Annotated in this window: 25 protein-coding genes and 1 pseudogene; 16 read left to right on the top strand and 10 right to left on the bottom strand. The window is 73.7% G+C overall.

The window, feature by feature from the left end; genetic code table 11:
* Nucleotides 1-23 precede the first annotated feature (23 nt).
* Nucleotides 24-554 carry a hypothetical protein gene (locus ACP7TJ_RS31530; protein ID WP_093768847.1) on the bottom strand — a complete coding sequence of 177 codons (531 nt, stop codon included), beginning with the start codon at nucleotides 552-554 and terminating at the stop codon, nucleotides 24-26.
* Between the two features lie 193 nt (nucleotides 555-747).
* Complete coding sequence (locus ACP7TJ_RS31525; RefSeq protein ID WP_427767085.1) at nucleotides 748-2169, bottom strand: amino acid permease; 1422 nt, start codon at nucleotides 2167-2169, stop codon at nucleotides 748-750.
* A gap of 223 nt (nucleotides 2170-2392) precedes the next feature.
* On the opposite strand from ACP7TJ_RS31525, the gene ACP7TJ_RS31520 reads away from it, so the two are divergent.
* The 3 genes from ACP7TJ_RS31520 to ACP7TJ_RS31510 all read left to right on the top strand — a co-directional run bounded on the left by ACP7TJ_RS31520 (nucleotide 2393) and on the right by ACP7TJ_RS31510 (nucleotide 5244).
* On the top strand, nucleotides 2393-3712 hold the full coding sequence (locus tag ACP7TJ_RS31520) for a DUF2254 domain-containing protein (protein WP_189910815.1): 1320 nt from the start codon (nucleotides 2393-2395) through the stop codon (nucleotides 3710-3712).
* An 81-nt stretch (nucleotides 3713-3793) separates the two neighbouring features.
* Complete coding sequence (locus ACP7TJ_RS31515) at nucleotides 3794-4711, top strand: NADP-dependent oxidoreductase (RefSeq protein WP_093768844.1); 918 nt, start codon at nucleotides 3794-3796, stop codon at nucleotides 4709-4711.
* Nucleotides 4712-4767: 56 nt separating this feature from the next.
* Nucleotides 4768-5244 (top strand): VOC family protein, encoded by a 477-nt coding sequence (locus ACP7TJ_RS31510; protein WP_093768843.1) that lies wholly within the window; start codon nucleotides 4768-4770, stop codon nucleotides 5242-5244.
* A gap of 100 nt (nucleotides 5245-5344) precedes the next feature.
* On the opposite strand, the gene ACP7TJ_RS31505 is transcribed toward ACP7TJ_RS31510, so the two are convergent.
* The 3 genes from ACP7TJ_RS31505 to ACP7TJ_RS31495 are packed head-to-tail and all read right to left on the bottom strand — an operon-like array spanning nucleotide 5345 to nucleotide 6963.
* A complete protein-coding gene (locus ACP7TJ_RS31505; RefSeq protein ID WP_093768842.1) occupies nucleotides 5345-5620 on the bottom strand; it encodes a DUF6510 family protein in 276 nt (91 codons plus the stop codon).
* Nucleotides 5621-5638: 18 nt separating this feature from the next.
* Entirely contained in the window at nucleotides 5639-6394 is a 756-nt protein-coding gene (locus tag ACP7TJ_RS31500) for a ferredoxin reductase (RefSeq protein WP_093768841.1), read from the bottom strand.
* Nucleotides 6364-6963, bottom strand: coding sequence for a sulfite oxidase-like oxidoreductase (locus tag ACP7TJ_RS31495; protein WP_427767530.1), 600 nt, complete (start codon nucleotides 6961-6963; stop codon nucleotides 6364-6366). Before ACP7TJ_RS31495 ends, ACP7TJ_RS31500 begins: the two co-directional genes overlap by 31 nt.
* Before the next feature lie 335 nt (nucleotides 6964-7298).
* Here ACP7TJ_RS31495 and ACP7TJ_RS31490 point away from each other — a divergent pair.
* From ACP7TJ_RS31490 to ACP7TJ_RS31480, 3 genes and pseudogenes are all read left to right on the top strand, one after another.
* Nucleotides 7299-7527, top strand: a pseudogene (locus tag ACP7TJ_RS31490) (serine hydrolase); the annotation flags it as partial.
* 307 nt (nucleotides 7528-7834) lie between these two features.
* Nucleotides 7835-8671 carry an endonuclease/exonuclease/phosphatase family protein gene (locus ACP7TJ_RS31485; protein WP_176710913.1) on the top strand — a complete coding sequence of 279 codons (837 nt, stop codon included), beginning with the start codon at nucleotides 7835-7837 and terminating at the stop codon, nucleotides 8669-8671.
* A 74-nt stretch (nucleotides 8672-8745) separates the two neighbouring features.
* Nucleotides 8746-9030 (top strand): GlsB/YeaQ/YmgE family stress response membrane protein, encoded by a 285-nt coding sequence (locus ACP7TJ_RS31480; protein ID WP_093768899.1) that lies wholly within the window; start codon nucleotides 8746-8748, stop codon nucleotides 9028-9030.
* A gap of 95 nt (nucleotides 9031-9125) precedes the next feature.
* Here ACP7TJ_RS31480 and ACP7TJ_RS31475 read toward each other — a convergent pair whose 3' ends face one another.
* The gene (locus tag ACP7TJ_RS31475) at nucleotides 9126-9725 is read right to left on the bottom strand and encodes a helix-turn-helix domain-containing protein (protein WP_387791360.1); all 600 of its coding nucleotides are present in this window, start codon (nucleotides 9723-9725) and stop codon (nucleotides 9126-9128) included.
* 93 nt (nucleotides 9726-9818) lie between these two features.
* On the opposite strand from ACP7TJ_RS31475, the gene ACP7TJ_RS31470 reads away from it, so the two are divergent.
* The gene (locus ACP7TJ_RS31470) at nucleotides 9819-10445 is read left to right on the top strand and encodes an SAM-dependent methyltransferase (protein ID WP_427767077.1); all 627 of its coding nucleotides are present in this window, start codon (nucleotides 9819-9821) and stop codon (nucleotides 10443-10445) included.
* A 38-nt stretch (nucleotides 10446-10483) separates the two neighbouring features.
* The gene (locus tag ACP7TJ_RS31465; RefSeq protein WP_167741651.1) at nucleotides 10484-10984 is read left to right on the top strand and encodes a DinB family protein; all 501 of its coding nucleotides are present in this window, start codon (nucleotides 10484-10486) and stop codon (nucleotides 10982-10984) included.
* 30 nt (nucleotides 10985-11014) lie between these two features.
* On the opposite strand, the gene ACP7TJ_RS31460 is transcribed toward ACP7TJ_RS31465, so the two are convergent.
* Entirely contained in the window at nucleotides 11015-11860 is an 846-nt protein-coding gene (locus ACP7TJ_RS31460) for an alpha/beta fold hydrolase (RefSeq protein WP_427767074.1), read from the bottom strand.
* A gap of 90 nt (nucleotides 11861-11950) precedes the next feature.
* Here ACP7TJ_RS31460 and ACP7TJ_RS31455 point away from each other — a divergent pair, with 90 nt between their 5' ends.
* Nucleotides 11951-12562 (top strand): TetR/AcrR family transcriptional regulator, encoded by a 612-nt coding sequence (locus ACP7TJ_RS31455; RefSeq protein ID WP_167741649.1) that lies wholly within the window; start codon nucleotides 11951-11953, stop codon nucleotides 12560-12562.
* Nucleotides 12563-12696: 134 nt separating this feature from the next.
* Nucleotides 12697-13593: an NAD-dependent protein deacetylase gene (locus ACP7TJ_RS31450; RefSeq protein WP_427767070.1), complete on the top strand. Its 897-nt coding sequence runs from the start codon at nucleotides 12697-12699 to the stop codon at nucleotides 13591-13593.
* 21 nt (nucleotides 13594-13614) lie between these two features.
* Here ACP7TJ_RS31450 and ACP7TJ_RS31445 read toward each other — a convergent pair whose 3' ends face one another.
* Together ACP7TJ_RS31445 and ACP7TJ_RS31440 are read right to left on the bottom strand one after the other, a co-directional pair.
* A complete protein-coding gene (locus ACP7TJ_RS31445; protein ID WP_189910820.1) occupies nucleotides 13615-14103 on the bottom strand; it encodes a VOC family protein in 489 nt (162 codons plus the stop codon).
* A gap of 111 nt (nucleotides 14104-14214) precedes the next feature.
* Nucleotides 14215-14592: a winged helix-turn-helix transcriptional regulator gene (locus tag ACP7TJ_RS31440; RefSeq protein WP_093768832.1), complete on the bottom strand. Its 378-nt coding sequence runs from the start codon at nucleotides 14590-14592 to the stop codon at nucleotides 14215-14217.
* 79 nt (nucleotides 14593-14671) lie between these two features.
* On the opposite strand from ACP7TJ_RS31440, the gene ACP7TJ_RS31435 reads away from it, so the two are divergent.
* The 5 genes from ACP7TJ_RS31435 (at nucleotide 14672) to ACP7TJ_RS31415 (ending at nucleotide 17267) form a co-directional block, all read left to right on the top strand.
* Complete coding sequence (locus ACP7TJ_RS31435) at nucleotides 14672-15082, top strand: Rid family hydrolase (RefSeq protein ID WP_427767066.1); 411 nt, start codon at nucleotides 14672-14674, stop codon at nucleotides 15080-15082.
* Between the two features lie 133 nt (nucleotides 15083-15215).
* Nucleotides 15216-15590 (top strand): hypothetical protein, encoded by a 375-nt coding sequence (locus ACP7TJ_RS31430; RefSeq protein WP_093768830.1) that lies wholly within the window; start codon nucleotides 15216-15218, stop codon nucleotides 15588-15590.
* Nucleotides 15587-16213 carry a class F sortase gene (locus ACP7TJ_RS31425; protein WP_093768829.1) on the top strand — a complete coding sequence of 209 codons (627 nt, stop codon included), beginning with the start codon at nucleotides 15587-15589 and terminating at the stop codon, nucleotides 16211-16213. The genes ACP7TJ_RS31430 and ACP7TJ_RS31425 overlap by 4 nt, the downstream gene beginning before the upstream one ends.
* A 126-nt stretch (nucleotides 16214-16339) precedes the next feature.
* Nucleotides 16340-16831 carry an RNA polymerase sigma factor gene (locus ACP7TJ_RS31420; RefSeq protein WP_093768828.1) on the top strand — a complete coding sequence of 164 codons (492 nt, stop codon included), beginning with the start codon at nucleotides 16340-16342 and terminating at the stop codon, nucleotides 16829-16831.
* The gene (locus ACP7TJ_RS31415; protein ID WP_167741647.1) at nucleotides 16815-17267 is read left to right on the top strand and encodes a hypothetical protein; all 453 of its coding nucleotides are present in this window, start codon (nucleotides 16815-16817) and stop codon (nucleotides 17265-17267) included. Before ACP7TJ_RS31420 ends, ACP7TJ_RS31415 begins: the two co-directional genes overlap by 17 nt.
* 39 nt (nucleotides 17268-17306) lie before the next feature.
* Here ACP7TJ_RS31415 and ACP7TJ_RS31410 read toward each other — a convergent pair whose 3' ends face one another.
* Nucleotides 17307-18176 carry a helix-turn-helix transcriptional regulator gene (locus ACP7TJ_RS31410; RefSeq protein ID WP_427767061.1) on the bottom strand — a complete coding sequence of 290 codons (870 nt, stop codon included), beginning with the start codon at nucleotides 18174-18176 and terminating at the stop codon, nucleotides 17307-17309.
* 140 nt (nucleotides 18177-18316) lie between these two features.
* On the opposite strand from ACP7TJ_RS31410, the gene ACP7TJ_RS31405 reads away from it, so the two are divergent.
* Nucleotides 18317-18850: a GNAT family N-acetyltransferase gene (locus ACP7TJ_RS31405; RefSeq protein ID WP_367494568.1), complete on the top strand. Its 534-nt coding sequence runs from the start codon at nucleotides 18317-18319 to the stop codon at nucleotides 18848-18850.
* The last annotated feature ends 17 nt before the right edge of the window (nucleotides 18851-18867 follow it).

The raw sequence follows: 18867 nt of genomic DNA, 5'->3' as shown, positions 1-18867 counted from the left end.
CGCGGGGCGCGGGGCGCGGGGCGCTACTTGATCACGGCGTTGGCTCCGATGATCACCAGGCCGATCAGCATGTCCCCCGCCCCGGCCCGCAGCGAGGCCGGCCAGGTCCGGCCGGCGCGGCGCGCGGTCCACATGCCCCATCCGGCGAGGATCAGGGTGTTGACCACCAGCGCGACCTCGACGGCGTCGGCCTCGGTCCACCAGTCGGGGACCGCGAACAGCAGCAGGACGACCGTGGGGACCGCCGCAACGACCACCGGCCACTCCGCGAGCATGGCGCGCAGGCCGGCCATCGGTCCCCCGCGCTCGGCGGACATGCGGTGGGAGAGCACGTGCGCGTAGCCGTGCGCGGCCGCGGCGGCGACGGCGGTGAGCAGCACCCACAGGGCGTCCGAGCCGGGGCTGGTCTGCTCGTCCGGTGAGTCGAGGGCGGCCGCCAGGGCGCTGGCCAGGACCAGCCCGTAGACGCCGCTGAGCAGGCGGGGTTCCGGGAGGGGCCGTTCGGCGGTGCGTGGGGCGTCGGGCTGGGGCGACGGGTGGGCGGGTTCGTGCATCGCGGGCGGCCTCCGGCGGGAGGGGCGGGAACAGGGCGGCACGGCAGCGCGTGAGGAAGCCGGAGGACCGGCCGCCTCACGTGCGCCGTGTTCTGGATCAACTGCCGGGCCGCCCGGAGGCAACGCCCCGCGCCGGAAGCTGCCCCATTTGCCCGAGCCCGCTACGGGAACCCGCGGCGCCCGCCGGTCACGGTCACCGGTCGGCGGCGCGGTTCGCCGTCCGCTGCCGGCGGGCCGCCATGACCGCGTACACCAGCACGCCGCCGAAGAGGAACAGCACGCCCTGGTAGACGGCCTGGTATCCGGCGCCGGCGACCAGCCACAGCGAGAACGCGGCGGCTACCGAGGCGACCACCAGGTCGCGGACCAGGCGCCCGCGGTCGACCCGGTCCCGCTGCCCGGAGACGAGGTGGAAGAGCTGCGCGGCCGTGGCGAGCAGGTACGGCACGGTCGCGGTGAAGGTGGTGACCAGGACCAGCGTCTCGAACACCCGGGCCGTGCCGGCGGCGTAGTTGTACACGGTGAGCAGCGAGGCCAGGAGCACGGTGACGCCGACGCCCACCGTCGGCACACCGCGCCGCTTGCGGGCGAGGGGGGCGGGGAACAGCCCGTCCTTGGCGGCGGCGTAGGAGGTCTGGGCGCTGAGGAGGGTCCAGCCGTTGAGGCAGCCGGTCATGGAGACGAGCGCGGCGAGCGCCACGGCCCAGCCGCCCCACGCCCCGCCGAACATGCCGTTGACGGCGTTCGAGAAGGGCGCGCCGGACTCCGCGAGCCGGTCGTGGGCGACCGTGCCGAAGACGGCGAGGGTGCCCAGCAGATAGACGACCGCCGCCCCGGCGGTGCCGATGACGGTGGCGCGGCCCACGGTGCGCCGGGGGTCGCGCACCTCGCCGGCGCTGACGGCGGCGGACTCCACGCCGAGGTAGGAGAAGAGCAGAATGGCGGCCGCGGCGGAGACGGCGCCCATCGCGCTCTCCCCGCTCGCCTGGAAGGGTCCGAGGTTGTCCGCGTCGAAGGCGAACAGCCCGCCGACGGCGACGAGCAGCAGCGGCACCAGCTTGAGCACGGTGGACACGACCTGGACGGCGCCGACGTAGCGGGTCCCGGCGTAGTTGGCGAGGGCCGGCAGCCACTGGATGACGAGGGCCGCGAGGCAGGCGGTCCAGCGGTGCTCGTTCACGGGGATCAGCACGTCGAGGTAGCCGACGGCGGCCACGGCGAGCGCCGCGTTGGACACCCAGGTGGTGATCCAGTACGCCCAGGCGGCGAGGAACCCGGCGAAGTCGCCGAAGGCCTCACGGGCGTAGACGTACGGGCCGCCGGTGCGCGGGTCGCGTTCGGCGAGGCGGCCGAAGACCAGGGCCAGGGCGATGGCGCCGACGGTCAGCACGCCGAAGGCGAGGAGGCTGATGGTGCCGTACGGGGCGATGGACGCCGGGAGCAGGAAGATGCCGCCGCCGATGATGTTGCCCATGACCAGCGCGGTGGCGACGGGCAGTCCGAAGCGGCGGGTGCGTCGGCCCGTGCCGTCGGGGGTGCCGTCGGGGTGGGCGGGGCCGCCGGGAGTGTCCTGCGGGGCCGGAGCCGGTGGGGGGACGGTTCCGGTGACGTGCATGGGGTGGTGCGCCTCTCGTCGAACGGATGCCCGGGATCGCCGGGCCGGAGACATGGTCGGGGATGACGACGGATCGCTCCAAATCGGGCGTAATCATCCTGCGGCGGACTGTCCGGCACAGGAAAAGATGCACTGTGAAGGCATCTGGACGCGGAATCGTCCGGCGGCCGCCCCGGCGGTAGCGTGAGGTGCGAGCCCTCCCCCGGCACTGCGGAGGCGGCCCATGCCGACCTGGTCCTTCCGGTTCCAGCTGGGGCAGTACGTCAGGACCAGCCTGTGGATCCTGCCGGTGCTCGGCCTGGCCGCCGGGGCCCTGCTCGGCGAGGCGGCGCTCGCCCTGGACGACAGGGTGGGCATCCCGACCGGCTGGCGGTACACGGCCACCACGGCGACGGGCGTGCTGACCGCCATCGTGGGCGCCATGGTCGCCCTGCTGGGATTCGTGGTCACGATCGGGGTGCTGGCCGTCCAGCAGGCCATCGGCACGCTGTCCCCGCGCTACATGCGGCTGTGGTACCGCAACCCGCTGCAGAAGACCGTGCTGTCCCTGTTCGCCGGCACCTTCGCCTTCGCGTTCACGCTGCTGCGCCGGATCGGCCCGGGCACGGTGCCCGACCTGGGCGTCACCCTGGCCGGTCTCGCGGTCGCGGTCAGCCTGGTGATGCTGCTGGTCTACCTCAACCGGTTCGTGCACGACGTGCGCCCGGTGGCGATCGCCGACCGGGCGCGCCGCACCGGCCTGCGCGTCCTCGGCGTCTCCGTGGAGGCGCAGGGCCGCTGCTTCCTCCTCGACGACCGGGCCGACGACCCGCGCCGGGACGCGCCCGCGCAGGTGGTGCGCTCGGAGGACGGCGGGGCCGTCCAGGGGCTGGACGTGGCCGGGCTGGTGCGGGCCGCGGCGCGGTACGACTGCGTGCTGGCGGTGGCGCATCGCGTCGGGGACTTCGTGCCGCCGGGAGCCGTGCTGCTGGAGGTCCACGGGACGCCGCGCACGGCGGTGGACCCGCGCCGGCTTTCGGGGCTGGTCGCACTGGGCGCCGAGCGGACCGCCGAGCAGGATCCCGCCTTCGCGCTGCGGGTACTGGCCGACATCGCGGCGCGGGCGCTGTCCTCGGCGGTGAACGACCCGACCACCGCCGTGCAGGTCCTCAACCACATCGAGGCGTTCCTGCACGCGGTCGGCCGGTCGGAGCTGCGGGGCCGGCACGTGCTCGCCGACCGGGACGGCCGGCCGCGCGCGGTGGTGCCGGGCCGCGGCTGGGAGGAGTACCTCGAGCTGGGCGTCACCGAGGTCCGCGAGTACGGCGTCGGCTCGCTGCAGGTGTGCCGGCGGCTGCGCGCCCTGCTCGACGGGCTGCTGGCCGGCGTGCCGGACGGGCGGCGGCCCGCGGTGCGCCGCCAGCTCGCGCTGCTCGACGACGCCGTGGAGCGGGAGTACCCCGAGGGGGTCCGCCGCACGCTCGCCCGCACCGGGGACCGGCAGGGCATCGGGGGCGGCGGCTCCTCTCCCGGAGACGCGCCGCGCCCCGGCGGGGACGTGTGAGGCGAGGCCGCTCCGTTCGACCTGGGGGCGTCACGGGGTCATGCTGGAAGGACGTCTTCCCCATGGAATCAGGGGGCCTCGATGAGAGCGGTACGAACGCACGACCGCGACGCGCCCGAGGACGGTCTGGTCGTCGAGGAGGCCCCGTATCCGTACGCGGGTGAGGGCGATGTCGTCGTGAAGGTGCGGGCGGCCTGCTTCACCCCGGACGAACTCACCTGGCCCGCCTCGTGGGTCGACCGGGCCGGCAGGCCGCGGTCCCCCGTCGTACCGGGCCACGAGGTGTCGGGGGAGGTCGCGGAGGTGGCGCTCGGCACCACCGGACTGACCGTCGGACAGCGGGTGATCGGCCTCACCGACTGGAACCGCGACGGCGCCCTCGCCGAGTACGTGGCGGTGGAGGCGCGCAATCTCGCGCCGCTGCCCGCGGACGTCGACCCCGTACGGGCGGCGGCCCTGCCGATGCCGGGACTCACCGCCTGGCAGGGGCTGTTCGTGCACGGCCGGATCGGGACGGGGCAGAGCGTCCTCGTGCACGGAGCGGGAGGGGGGGTGGGAATGGCAGCCACGCAGCTCGCCCGTGACGCCGGAGCGCGTGTCCTCGGTTCGGGCCGCGCGAAGAGCAGGGACCTGGTGCTGGAACTGGGCGCGGAGGAGTTCGTCGACCTGGAACAGCCGGCGTGGGAGGAAGCCGTGGGCCTCGTCGACCTCGTATTCGACGCCGTCGGAGGGACGGTGCTCGACCGCTCGGCCGCCGTCCTCAGAGCGGGAGGCACCCTCATCAGCATCTCCCGCCCGCCGACCGTGCGGCCCGAGGACGGCCGGGCGATGTACTTCATCGTCGAGCCCGACCGCGGTCACCTCGCGCAGGTCGTCGACCGTCACCGGCAGGGACGGCTGCGGCCCCTGGTGGGGAGCGTCCGTCCGCTCACCGAGGCGCCGGACGCGTTCCGCACCAGGTCCGGGACGGCAGGGAAGACCGTCGTCGCCGTCGCGTGACATCGGTGCGCCCATCGGGGGCGGGGGTTCCGCCACCACGGAAAGCAGTCACTCTCATGGATCTCAAGCTCGAACTCATCGTGCTGCCCGTGTCGGACGTCGACCGGGCCAAGGCCTTCTACGAGGCCATGGGCTTCCGGCTGGACCTCGACAAGGCGGCCAGCGAGGAATGGAGGGCCGTGCACTTCACCCCGCCCGGTTCGGAGTGCTCCATCATCTTCGGCAAGGGGCTCACGTCCGTGCCGCCGGGCTCCGCGCAGGGCATGTACCTCGTCGTCCCCGACATCGAGAAGAGCCGCGCGGAACTCGTCGACCGCGGCATCGAGGTGAGCGAGGTCTTCCACGACGCGGCCGCCGTCTTCTACCACGGCCACGGCGGCGGGGACTTCACCCACGACCCCGCCCAGGGCCAGGGCCGGCTGCCGGGTCTCCACCCGGACCGGATGTCCTACGGTTCCTTCGCCACCTTCAGCGACCCGGACGGCAACGGCTGGGTGCTGCAGGAGGTGCAGCAGCGGCTTCCCGGCCGCTGACGGGCGTCACTCCGGGCGGTGTCGACTCCGGGCGGCCGCCGGCCCCTTCACCGGGCCGGCGGCCGTCACCCTGAGGTCGTCCCGCCGCCGCGGCGTGCGCTCACCCCGCGGCCACCGGAAGCCGGAGGTAGTCCAGTCCGCTCGCGTCGAGCCAGAGGTCGCCCGGGGAGCGGACCATGCGCAGCAGCACGTCCTCGCAGCCGGGGCAGCGCAGCACCGTCCCCGGGCCGCCGAGGTAGGCGTGCGCCTCGGCCAGCCGCATCCGCAGGCCGCAGCCCTGGCACCGGCCGGAGGCCATGGTCATGTCGGCGCCGAACAGCGACTCGAGGTCGCCGGCGGCGGCGTTGCCGTCGAGGAAGCCGGGTTCGGTGGTCATGGAACGGGGTCCCTTCACTCACCCGCCGGGGCCGAAGCGTTCGGTCCGGATGCGGCGGGGATCGTGGCCGAGTGCCACGAGCAGGCCGGCCGCCGTCTCCACGAATCCGGTGGATCCGCAGACGTAGCAGGCCGGTTCGAAGTCCGGCGGCCACCCGCCGGCGGACAGATCGTTCGCGGTGACGCGCCCGGGTGGCCGCGGCCAGCCCTCCGGTGCGGAGCGGCTGTAGAGGAAGGTCTTGTCGAGCCCCGGGTCCTGCGTCCGCAGGTCCGGCACGAACAACTGGGACCGAGGGCTGCGGAGGCCGTACACGAGCCGGAACGGGACGCGGTTGCCGAGGGCGCGCCGGGTGCGGATCATCGCCATCAGCGGCACCATCCCGGAGCCGCCCGCGACGAGCAGCACCGGTTCCTTCTGCTCCTCGGGCCGCCACACGAACCAGCCGCCGACCGGTCCGCGCAGTTCGATCACGTCACCCACCTCGAGGACGTCCACCAGGTACGGGGAGACCTCGCCGTCGTCGATCCGTTCGACGGTCAGCTCGACGCGTTCCCCGTCGGGCGCGGAGGCGATCGAGTAGCTGCGCTGCGTGCTGTAGCCGTCCTCCGCGGTGAGCCGTACGTCGACGTGCTGTCCGGGCAGGTGGCCCGGCCACCCGGGGACGTCGAACACGAGGGTGCCGGCGGTGTCCGACTCGTCGCGCCGGCCGGTGAGGCGGGCCTGCAGCCAGCGCAGCCGTGCGCCTAGTCGCCCTGGTACCGCTGCTCGCGCCATGGGTCACCGTAATCGTGGTAGCCGACGGTCTCCCAGAAGCCGCGTTCCTCCTCGTCGAGCAGCTGGATGCCGCTCACCCACTTCGCGGACTTCCAGAAGTACAATTGCGGGACGAGGAGGCGGGCGGGGCCGCCGTGTTCCGCGGGAAGTTCCTCGTCGTCGTAGCGGTAGGCGATCCACGCCTTGCCGTCGAGGAGGTCCTCGACGGGGAGGTTGGTGGTGTAGTCGCCGTAGGAGCGGACCATGGCGTACTCGGCGCCGGACTCGACGTTCGCGAGGAGGACGTCGAGGGAGACGCCCTGCCATCGGGTCCCGAACTTCGACCACTTGGTCACGCAGTGGATGTCGACGGTGGGCGTCTCGGAGGGCAGGGCCATCAGCTCCTGCCAGTTCCACTGGTACCGGACGCCGGTCTCGGTGCGGACGGTGAACTCCCATTCGTCGGGGCTCACCGTGGGTGTGGGGCCCGCGGACAGTACGGGGAATCCGGTGGTCTCGTACTGCCCCGGCGGCAGTTCGTGCCCCTTGTCCCGTCCCCGGCCGTGGAATCCGCGTGAAATGACGGCCATGTCGTATCCCCGCTCTCGGAAGAGGGCAGTCCCCATTTTTCCGGAGTCGCCGCGGACCGGCATCTCGGCGGCGAGGTCGCCGGTCGCGGGCGGGGCCGGGAAGCGCCCGGGGTCGGCGCCCAGGACCGCGACGCGGAACAGTTCGAGGCCCTGTTCCCGCTCCTCGGGCGTGACGGTGCCGATGCCGGCGTCGGAGGGGATCGGCGCGACGAGGAGCACCGCGAGACGGTGGTAGTGCGCGGGGATCTCCTCGTCGGGCAGACCGGCCGCGCGCAGGGCCTGCGGCACCTCCTCCATGATCAGGCGGGATCCGGCGCCGCTGGACGCCGCCGGGGTACCTGCCCGGCTCGGTCCCGGGAGGGCGCGGCGACGCGATCACGGTGCGGATGCTGCTCAACCACACCAGCGGGCTCGCCGAGTACCTCCCGTACGCCTATCCGTCGCTGAAGGCGTTCCCGCATGGACGTCGCCGCGCCTCCGGCCGGCGTGCCGGGCGGCACTCCAGGGGCGCACTCCAACACCAACTACCTTGTTCTGAGGCAGCTGTTGGAGAAGGTGACGGGGCCCGGGCTGCACCCGCTGGAGCCCCTGAGCCCGGGGCAGGCCCCCTACTGGGGGCACGGCGGCACGGTTCTCGAGGCGTCGGGCCGTCCGACGCCGCACGCCATCGACGCGGCGCCGGCGGCCTTCCACCGCTTGGCGGCCAACGGCCGACCGGGAACCTGGCACCGCATCGGCCGGACTCAGTGCCCGTCAACTCCCGCCCGGCGGGCGGACGGCCGGTCCTCACACGCTGCTGACACCCCCGTCGCCTACCCTCGGTGCAGGGAGGCACCGACACGCGGTGCGGGTGCACGTCGAGGAGGCGGGGGTGCTCGGAAGAGGTGCGTGGCTGGTCGCGGGAGCCGTCGTCGTGACCTGCATGATGCTCCTCGGCCCCAGCACGCCCGCGGGCGCCCCGTTCGCACGGACGGTGCCGGTCGACGCCGCGAAGGACGTGGTGCCCAACCGGATCATGACGTGGAACCTGTGCAACCCGTGCGACGAGAGCAACGTCGACCGGGCCGCGGAAATCGCCGCGTACGCGCCGCAGGTCGTCGGCCTCCAGGAGGCCTGTGTACGGGACGTCGAGCGGATCCGGGACCACCTGGCCCATCTGCACGGGCTGGACTACCACGTCGAGTACGGCCCGGTGCTGCGCAGTTGGAGCCGCTGCGGCGGCGCCCCGTGGCGGCCGGGAGGTTACGGGCAGGCGCTGCTGTCGGCGGCGCCGATGACCGACGTCGTCGCGGAGGAGTATCCGGACGGCGGCTCGGAGGACCGCGGCTACATCGCCGTCACGACCGAGGTCGCCGGGCAGACCGTACGGGTTTTCAACACGCATCTGGCGCAACGGCGTCAGGAGTCGGTGCGCGCGCGGCAGACCGCGGTGCTCGCCCCGCGGGTGGCCCGGTACGGGCGTGCCGTCGTGCTCGGCGACTTCAACGCCGTGCCGGACTCCCCCGAGCTGTCCCCGATGTGGGCGCTGGCCGAGGACACGGACGGCGGGTGCCGGCCGCCGGCCGCCGGCGCGTGCGAGCCGACGACGGACTGGCAGAGCAAGTTCGACTACGTGTTCCTGCGGGGGCTTTCGGCGGTGAGGCACGAGGTGCGGCCCAGCGCGTATTCCGATCACCATCTGCTGCACACCGACGTCACCGCGCACTGATTCCGTTAAAAGTTCTGTTAGGACGCGCGATTCGCGGATACACGTTCGACGAACCGACATCGAAGGAGTCAGTGATGGGCATTATCGCTTGGATTTTCATCGGTCTGATTGCCGGCGCGATCGCCAAGGCGCTCATGCCGGGCAAGGACCCGGGCGGCATCATCATCACCATGCTCATCGGCATCGCGGGCGGTCTGCTCGGCGGTTTCCTGGGCAAGGTGATATTCGGGGTCGACTCGATCGACGGTTTCTTCGACCTGTCGACGTGGATCGCCGCCATCATCGGCTCCGTCATTCTCCTCGCGCTGTACCGGGCTTTCGCCGGTCGCAGTCACCGAGGCGGTCACGCCCACGCCTAAAGGCGCATTCACTGGTGTGAGGTGACACCCCCGCAGGCCTCTGCCTGCCACGCGGAAGGCCCCCGTCCTCGGACGGGGGCCTTCCGCGTGCGCGTTCACGCCGGATCGCGTCCGGCGCGGGGGTCGGAGCGGAGGTGGGCGCGGACGCCCTGGAGGCCGAAGAGGACGAGGAGTTCCACGGCCTTGCCGTCGGCGCTGCCCAGCCAGTGCGGCAGGGAGGTGTCGAACTCGGCGGCCTCGCCGGGTGACAGTGTCAGGTCACGCTCACCGACGAGGAGCCGCAGACGGCCGGTGAGGACGTAGAGCCACTCGAAGCCCTCGTGGGTCTGCGGCGTGGGCTCGGCGGGCTTCGACCGCGCGGGGATGATCACCTTGAAGGCGTGCACCCCGCCGGGCCGGCGGGACAGCGGCACGAAGGTCATCCCGAACCGGGTGACGGGCTTCAGATGGATCCGCGGGTCGCCGGTCCGGGGCGCCCCCACCAGGTCGTCCAGCGGCACGTCGTACATCCGGGACAGCGGCAGCAGCAGTTCGAGCGTCGCCCGGCGCTGTCCGCCCTCCAGCCGGGACAGGGTGCTCTCGGACACGCCGGTGACGGCCGCCACGTCGGCCAGTGTGAGCCCGCGGTCCCGGCGCAGCGCGCGCAGCCTCGGGCCCACGGCGTCCAGCACCTCGTCGTCCGTCCTTCCGTCCATCACGCCAGCTTGCCACAACGGCAAGATTCCGTGCCGGAACGGTGGACGGCTGCCGAGACTGGGCGCATCGACGACGACCTGAGGGAGTTTCCGATGCGCAGCACCGATGCGGTCACGTTCTGGGACGGCGTCCACGCCGCCCGCCCCGCGACGGCCGGCCCGTCCCCCAACGTCCGGCTGACGGAGACGGTGACGGGTCTGCCGCCCGGCGACGCCCTGGACCTGGGGTGCGGCGACGGCGGCGACACGCTGTGGCTGACCCGCGCGGGGTGGCGGGTCACCGCGGCCGACATCTCGGCCGTCGCGGTCGAACGGCTCACCGCCCTCGCGCGCACGCACGGCGTCCACGACCGGGTCGCCGCCGTACGGCTGGACCTGCGGACGTCGTTCCCGCCCGGCACGTTCGACCTGGTCAGCGTCCACTATCTGCACACCCCGTACGACCTGGACCGGTCGGCCGTGCTGCGCACGGCCGCGCTCGCGCTGCGTCCGGGCGGACGCCTGCTGGTCGTGGACCACGGCTCGACCGCGCCCTGGTCGTGGAACCAGGATCCCGGCGCCGGTTTTCCGAGCCCGCGTGAGGTCGCCGCGGGGATCGGGCTCGACCCGGAGGTCTGGGCGGTGGAACGGGCCGACGCGCCCCGCAGGACCGCGACCGGCCCGGACGGCGTCACGGCCGAGGTGACCGACCACGTGCTGCTCGTCCGCCGCGCCGGCTGAGCCGACGGACGGCACGGGCGCAGGAGGGAGAACACGCCATGTCAGCCACCGCACCCCGCCGGCGTCGCCGCGACACCCCGCCGCCCCGGACGGGCGGCAGCGAGACCGAGGTGCTGCGCGCCTTCCTCGACTACGTGCGAACGTCCGTCGCCGCGAAGGTCGAGGACGCGCCGGAACCGCGGGTGCGCACCGCCATGGTGCCGTCGGGGACGAACCTGCTGGGCCTGCTCAACCACTTGACGTGGGTGGAGCGGTCGCTGTTCCTGGGGGAGACGGTCACGGACTGGCCGTCCACGTTCCACGCCGGTGACGAGGACCGTGTCGCCGACGTCACGGCCCGTTACCGGGAGGCGGTCGAGCGGGCCAACGGCGTCCTCGACGGATGCGCGGATCCCGCCACTCACCTCCCCTGGTCGCGGCCGGGGCGCCCCGCCCCCACTGTCCGCTGGGCACTCGTCCACATGATCGAGGAGACCGGGCGGCACGCGGGGCACGCGGACATCCTGCGCGAACTGGCCGACGGGACGACGGGCCGCTGAGCGTCGTGACGCCGGTCCCTCGGCCGCTGCCTAGGCCGGGGCTTCGGCCCGGGCCAGGAAATCGCGGATCTCGTGGACGACGCGCTCGGGCGCGTCCTCCATGAGGAAGTGCCCGGCGCCGGGTACGACGACGAGTTCGGCGCCGGGGATGTCGTCCCGCAGGCGCTCGGCGTAGTGGACGGGCTGCCACTGGTCCTCCGCGCCCCACAGGATGCGCACGGGCAGGGTGAGCTGCCCGAGCCGGCCGGCGATCTCCTGGGTGTAGCGCGCGTCGTAGTGGCGCACCTGGTGCTCGAAGAAGGAGGTGCGGCCGAGCCGCGACGCGTGGGGCGCGAGGTACGCGCGCAGGACGTCACCGGTCATCCGCGACGCGTCGGTGACCGTCATGGCGAGCTGACGGGTCAGCAGGGCGTCGAACTCGTCCTGCGGCAGGGCCGCGTGCGTGTCCAGCTCCTCGTCGATGATCCGGCGCCAGGTGGGCGAGGGCCAGGAGTCGTAACTCACCGAGTCCATGATCATCAGACGGCGTACCCGGCCGGGGTGGGCGAGGGCGAAGCGCAGGGCGACGGCGCCGCCGATGTCGTGCGCCACCAGGCTCACCCGGTCGACGCCGAGGGCGTCGAGGAGGTGCCCGAGCAGGTCGGTCTGGCCGGCGACCGAGGTGTCCCGGTGCGCGGGGCGTTCGGAGAGGCCGTAGCCCAGCAGGTCGTACGCGATGACGCGGTGGCCGTCCGCCTCGATGTGGGGGACGACGTCGCGCCACTCGTAGGAGTGGGAGGGCGTGCCGTGGAGGAAGACGACCGGCTCGCCGCTTCCGCTGTCGCGGTAGGCCAGGCGTACTCCGTCGACGACGAGGTGGTCGGTCAGGAACGGCATCGTGCCCTCCTCGGGGGCCGGGGCGGCGGGACGTCGGCGGGGGGCGTCCCGTAGACTAGGTAGACCAGTCTACCCAGTGAGGGGTGCGTCATGTCGGGACGGCGGGAGCCGGCGGAATCGGCCGGGGCGGGGAGGCGACGGCCGGCGCGGGAGCGGATCCTGCGGGCCGCAGCGCGGCGCTTCTACCAGGAGGGCGTGACGGCCACCGGCATCGACACCATCACCGCCGAGGCCGGTGTGGCCAAGATGAGCCTGTACAACAACTTCTCCTCCAAGGCCGACCTCGTGCGGGCCTACCTGGACGACCGGCACGAGGACTGGCTGGGGCGGTACCGGGAGCGGGTGGGACCGGAGCCGGACCCGCGCGACGGCGTACTGGCTGTCTTCGACACGTACATCGACGGTGCGGACTCTCCTCCCACGGGCGGCTTCCGGGGGTGCGGGCTGCTCAACGCGGCCGCGGAGATGCCCGCCGGGCACGAGGGGCGGGCGCAGGTGCGCGGGCAGAAGGAGGAGGTGGAACGGATGATCGCGGATCACGTCACGGCGCTGCTGCCCGGCCGTCCCGACACCGCCCGGGCCACGGCGCGGCAGATCGCCTTCCTGCTGGAGGGGGCGATGGTGCGGGCGGGCCTGGAGGGCGACGGCCGCTGTCTGCGGGACGCGCGCGCGATGGCGGAGCGGCTGCTGGACCGGGCGTGACCGTCCCGGCCGGGGCGCCGCGTTGCGGGACGGGGGCGGGACGGGGTCCTGTCGGCGCGGCGGGTGACGGTACCGGCCACCGGATCGCGAGATCGCCCCGGGGGGTTCGCAAGGGGTTCCGTACCCTGGTGGGCATGCGCGTGCGCCCCACTTTGAGATGGACCCCGACGGAGGACCTGCCGCCGGCCACCACGGACCTGGAACCCGTCGTCGACGCGCTGCGCGCCGGTGGTGTGCTGGTGCTCAGCGGGGCCGGGATCTCCACGGAGTCCGGGATCCCCGACTACCGCGGCGAGGGCGGGAGTCTGAGCCGGCACACCCCCATGACGTTCCAGGAGTTCGTCGGCGGGGCCGCCGCCCGGCGCCGGTACTGGGCGCGCAGCCACCTCGGATGGCGGACCTTCGGCCGTGCCCTGCCCAACGCCGGGCACCGGGCGGTGGCCGCGTTCGGCCGCCACGGCCTGGTGCCGGGCGTGATCACCCAGAACGTGGACGGGCTGCACCAGGCCGCCGGCACCGAGGGTGTTGTGGAGCTGCACGGGAGTCTGGACCGGGTGGTCTGTCTGTCGTGCGGGCGGACGAGCCCGCGCCGTGAGCTCGCGGAGCGGCTGGAGGCGGCCAACCCGGGCTTCTCGCCGGTGGCCGCGGGGATCAACCCCGACGGTGACGCCGACCTCACCGACGACCAGGTCGCCGGCTTCCGCGTGGTGCCGTGCGCGGTGTGCGGCGGCGTCCTCAAGCCGGACGTGGTGTTCTTCGGGGAGACGGTGCCGCCGGAGCGGGTCGAGCTGTGCCGGCGCATGGTCCGGGAGTCGAACTCCCTGCTGGTCCTCGGGTCCTCCCTGACGGTGATGTCGGGGCTGCGGTTCGTGCGGCTGGCGGCGGAGAGCGGCAAGCCCGTGCTGATCGTCAACCGGGACCCGACCCGCGGCGACCGGCACGCCCGGGCGCGGGTCGGGCTGCTGCTGGGCCCGGCGCTCACCACCGTCGCCGGGCGGCTGGGCGTCACCGTCGAGGAGGCGGCCGCCTGAGCGGCGGACCCGCCCCCGTGGTCACAGGGCGGCGGCTGCCAGGCGTCGCCTGAGTTCGTCCTCGCTCACGTCCTCGATGTGAGTCAGGAACACCCACAGATGCCCCGACGGGTCGCGGAGGATCACCGTGCGGTCCCCGTGGAACATGTCCGTCGGCGGCTGGAGGATCTCCGCGCCCTCCGCCTGAGCCCGCGCGGCCAGCGCGTCGACGTCCGGGACGAAGACGTGCAGCGTGACGGAGGTGCCGCCGCCGAGGAAGGCGGGCGCGGTGAAGGACGCGTCCTCCGCCTCCTTCACGCTCGCGTCGCCCAGCATCAGCGTCGACCGCCCCACGGTGATCTCGGCGTGCAGCACTCCCCCGCCCGGCGCCTCCAGCCGGAAGTCCTCCCGCGCGCCGAAGGCCCGCCGGTAGAAGTCGATCGCGGCCGCGGCGTCGTCGACCATGATGTGCGGCACGACCGCGTAGTGGTAGCGCTCGGGAACGGCCGCCTCGGCCGTGCGCTCGTCCATGACAGACCTCCTCGTGGGCGCTGCGGCCTGCTGCCGCGGCTCTCGAGGACGAACGTAGGAACTCAACTTCGGTTGAGGTCAAGCTCCGTCGGCGGGGGCCGCCGCGGTGATTCAGTCGAGGTCGTCGAAGGCGCGGCGGGCCCGCTCGATCTCCGGCATGTGGGTCGTGGCCCACTCCAGGAGCACGTCGACCGGGCGCCGCATGGTCTTGCCGAGCGGCGTGATGCGGTACTCCACGGCGACGGGGCGCGAGCTGACGACCTCCCGCTCGACGATGCCGTTGCGTTCGAGCCTGCGCAGGGTCGCGGTGAGCGACTTCTGGGTGACCGCGGGGACGGCGCGGCGCAGGTCGTTGAACCGGCAGGGCCGCTCGCACAGTTCGTTGAGGACGCTGAGCGACCACTTGTCCAGCACCTGGTCGAGCAGCTCGCGGTGCGCGTTCTCGATCCGCAGCTCGCCGCTCGCGCGGCCGCCTTCGGTTTCCGGCACGATACCTGGTCTCCTTGAAGTGTCCTTCGGCCACCAAGTATCAAGGGTATACCTACTGCTTCGACACGAGGAGACCCCCGTGACCGTCCGTCGTTTCACGCCCGAAGGCATGCTGCAGCCCGCCCCGTACGAGCACGTCGCCGTGGGGACGGGCACCCGTCACGTGCACGTCAGCGGGCAGGTCGCCCGCGCCGCCGACGGCACTCCGCTCGCCCCGGGGGACCTCGCAGGGCAGGTCGCCCACGCGCTCCGGGGCACCGCGCGCGGCCTGCGCGGCGCCGGCGCCTCCTTCGACGACGTCCTGCGCCTCACCTTCTACGTCACCGACTGGGCGCCCGAGAAGATCGCCCCGTTCATGGCGGGGGTCGAGGAGGTCGCCGAGGAGATCGGGCTGCCGCTGCCGCTCCCGCCGTCGTCCCTGATCGGCGTCGACCACCTCTTCGAGCCGGACGTGCTGGTCGAGGTGGAGGCGACGGCGATCCTCGACTGAGCCCCGCACCACCGCCGTTCGCGGCTTTACCTTCTCTTTGCAACCTGGGTGTCCGCTCCCCCGTCTCTTCGCACGATCCATCCCCCAGCCCGCCGGGCGACCGTGCGGGCGGACCCAGGAAAGAGAGCGTTCCATGCGCCGAAACGTCCTGAGCGCAGCGGCACTCGCGTGCACCGCCGTGCTGGCCACCGCCATGCCGGCGTTCGCCGACGACCCCTCCCCCGTCCCCGACACGACGGCGGCCCCCGCCGACTCCGGCGGCCAGGCGGCCGAGACCGACCCGAGCCCGGTCCCGGCCGAGCCCGGCGCCGCCGAGCCGACCCCGGCTCCGGCGGAGGAGGCCGACGGGGTCACCGTGGTGCCGCGCGGCGCCCCGGACACCGGTGACGCGCCGGTCGCCGCGCAGTCCGGCGGCGACGGCCTGCTGATCGGCGGGGGCGCCGCCGCGGTGCTCGCCGCGGGCGGCGCGGCGGTCTTCGTCGTGCGCCGGCGGGCGTCCGGGGCATGACCCCGTTCTCCAGACGCGCCGTCGTCGCCGTGGCCGTGGCCTGCTTGACCGCGGGCTGCGGCGGGGACGGCGGTTCCGCCGGCGACGGGCCGGCCGTGAGGGAATCGCCGGGGCACCGGCCGCCCTCCGCGGCGGGGTCACCGGTCTCCGGGCCGCGTCCCCTGGCGCGTTCGGTCCCGGTGGGTCTGGAGATCCCCGCCATCGGGGTCGACACCCCGGTCGTACGGCTGGGGCTGGCCCCGGACCGCACGGTGGAGGTCCCTCCGATCACGGCGGACGACCCGGCCGGCTGGTACCGGTACTCCCCCACGCCGGGCCGGCCGGGTCCCTCGGTGATCCTCGGCCATGTCACGGTCGGCGCCCACGGCGACGGGGTCTTCCGTCATCTGGCGCGGCTGCGGCGGGACGACGGGATCACGGTGCGTCTGGAGAACGGCACGGCGGCGGAGTTCGCCGTCACCTCGGTCCGCACGGTCGCCAAGGCCGGCTTCCCCACGGAGGACGTCTACGGCGACACCGCACGGCCGGAGCTGCGGCTCATCACGTGCGGGGGTCCGCTGGAGGACGGCGAGTACCGCGACAACGTGATCGTCTTCGCGGCGCTCCGCGCCACCGCCCCCTGATCCGCACCCCGTGCCGGGCCGCCGCCACGGCGGCCCGGCATCCGGTCGTCACGCGATGTCCGACGCCCTGTCATCCCGTCCGCGAGCGGCACCCCGTCACCGGGGCCGCCCCGACCATGGAGAGCATTGAAACGGTCCCGCGAGCAGGCAGCGTCCGAGCTCTTCGCTGCCCTCTACCCGCGCCTCGCCGGCTGGTGCCGCCGTCTCGTCGACGACGACGAGACGGCCCACGAGATCGCCTCCGAGGCGTTCACCCGGCTGTGGTCGCGCTGGACGTCCGTGACGGAACCACGGGCCTTCCTGTATGTCACCGCGGCCAACCTGGTGCGCGACCACTGGCGCAGACTCGACCGCGAACGCAGGACCGTGCGCCGGGTCGGCACCGAGGCGGCCGTGCGCCCGCACACGGAACCCTCCGACCCGTCGGTGCGGATGCTGGTGCAGGCGCTGCCGGAGCGGCTGCGGGTGCCGATCCTGCTGCACTACTACGCTGACCTGCCGGTCCGGGAGGTGTCCGCGGTGACCGGACGCAAGGAGGGAACCATCAAGGCCGATCTTCACGCGGCCAGGGAGCTGCTCCGTGCCCACCTGAGGAGAAACCTTGATCACTCACGCTGACGAGGGCCCCGAGTTCGAGCCGGACGACCCGCTCGCCGAACTTCTGCGGCCCGCGTCCTACCACCTCGGCCCGCCGCCCGGCCGGTTCGAGACGATCCGCCGCCGTGCGGCGCGGCGACGGGTGGTCCGTACGACGGTCGGGGCCGGTCTCACCTGCGCCGTGGCCCTGCTCGTCGCGCTGCCGCTGCAGAACGCGACGACCTCCGACCGGCCGGTGACGCCCACGGTCCCGCTGGCGCCGCCGCCCCTGACCGGCTCCCCCTCCCCCACGACGGGCCCCACGGTGTCGCCGGAGCCCGCCGAGCCCCCCGCGGACACCCGGCCCGGCCCGGCCGCGCGGGAGTCGAGCGCGTCGCGGAGCTTCGTCGTCCCGACGCCCGGGCCCGCGGTGCCGGAGAGGGTGGCCGAGCCGACGCGGGAGTACCGGAGCCGGTGACGGCCGGCTCGGGCGCGGGGCAGGTCGACGCGCCCTCGGTCAGCGTGTCCTGCCCGGCGCGGGCGCGGGTTCGGCGTGGAGAGTGCCGAGCAGGGTGAGGGCGTCGGCGGAGGGGGTGCCCGGTTCGGCCTGGTAGACGACGAGCTGCTGGGTGGGGGCGCTGTTGACGGTGAACGACTCGTAGTGCAGCTCCAGGTCGCCGACCTCGGCGTGGTGGAGCAGCTTGGCCTCACCGGTCTTGCCGCGTACGTCGTGGCGCGCCCACAGGGTGCGGAAGTCGGGGCTCTTGATGGACAGTTCACCTACGAGGCTGCTCAGGCCCCGGTGGCCGGGGTCGAGGCCGGCGGCCTGCCGCAGTGCCGCGACGGCCGACTCGGCGGCCCGGTCCCAGTCGCGGTGGAAGCGGTGCGCCTCCGGGTCCAGGAACGTCATGCGCAGCAGGTTGCCGGAGTGGGTGAACCCGGCGAAGAGCGCGTCCGCGAGCCGGTTGCGGGCCAGGACGTCGAGGGAGGGGCCCAGGACGAAGGCGGGCGTGTCGTTCCACCCGTCGAGCAGCCGCCGCAGAGGGGGCGCGACGCGTTCGGTGCGCTGCGCGGGCCGGGTGCGGCGGGTGGCCGGCCCGGCGACCCGGTACAGGTGGGCCACCGCTTCGTCGTCCAGCCGCAGCGCCCGTGCGACGGCGTCGAGTATCTGCGGGGACGGATGGCGTTCGCGGCCCTGTTCCAGGCGCGTGTAGTAGTCGGTGCTCACCCCGGCGAGCGTGGCGACCTCCTCACGGCGCAGACCGGGCACCCTGCGGCGCCCCGAGGAGGGGATGCCCATGTCCTCGGGGCGCAGCCGGGCACGCCGTGCGCGGAGGAATCCGCCCAGGGCGTTCCCGGCGGCGGGCTGGTCGTCGTACGTGCTCATGGTTCGAGGCTACGGCTGGGGAGAGCGTCGTGGTGACGCCGTAGGGGGGTGCGCTGCACCCAGGAAAGCCGCGCCCGGGGACGGGGCTCCCAGGTGGTGGACTCTTGTCCGCGGCTGAGCGCGCTGCTTGGCTGGCCGGCATGAACGATCTGGGAGCCGTCCCCTGGCCGCCCGCACCGATCCGGACCGGGCGGCTGGTGCTGCGTGCGGCCGAGGCACGGGACCGTGCGGGGTTCGTCGAGCTGTACGCGTCGCAGGAGGTGCACACCTATCTGGGCGGCGCCAGACCGCGGGACGAGCTGGAACGCGAGATGCCGGTGGTGCCGGAGCGGTGGCCGGGGAGCTTCGTCGTCGAGCTCGACGGGGTGATGGCCGGGCAGGTGCTGCTGAGGAGGGCGCGGGAGCATGCGCGTCCCGCTGCGGTGGGCAAGGTCGATCTCGGGTATCTGTTCCTGCCGCGGGCGTGGGGACACGGGTACGCGGCGGAGGCGTGCGGGGCGGCACTCGGCTGGCTCGACGGCGTCCTCCCCGGCGAGCCGGTGGTCCTGGCCACCCAGACCGCCAACGCCCGCTCCCTCCGCCTCGCGGCCAGGCTGGGCTTCACGGAGGTGGAGCGCTTCCGGGCATGGGACGCGGAGCAGTGGCTGGGCCTCCGGCCTGCGACGTCCGCATGACAGGGGGCGCGTACCGG

Origin of the sequence: Streptomyces sp. DSM 41931 (assembly GCF_050271085.1) — a bacterium.
GTDB lineage: Bacteria > Actinomycetota > Actinomycetes > Streptomycetales > Streptomycetaceae > Streptomyces > Streptomyces albogriseolus.
Note: the sequence above shows the minus strand (reverse complement) of the source record. Positions and strands in the feature narration are given on the sequence as shown.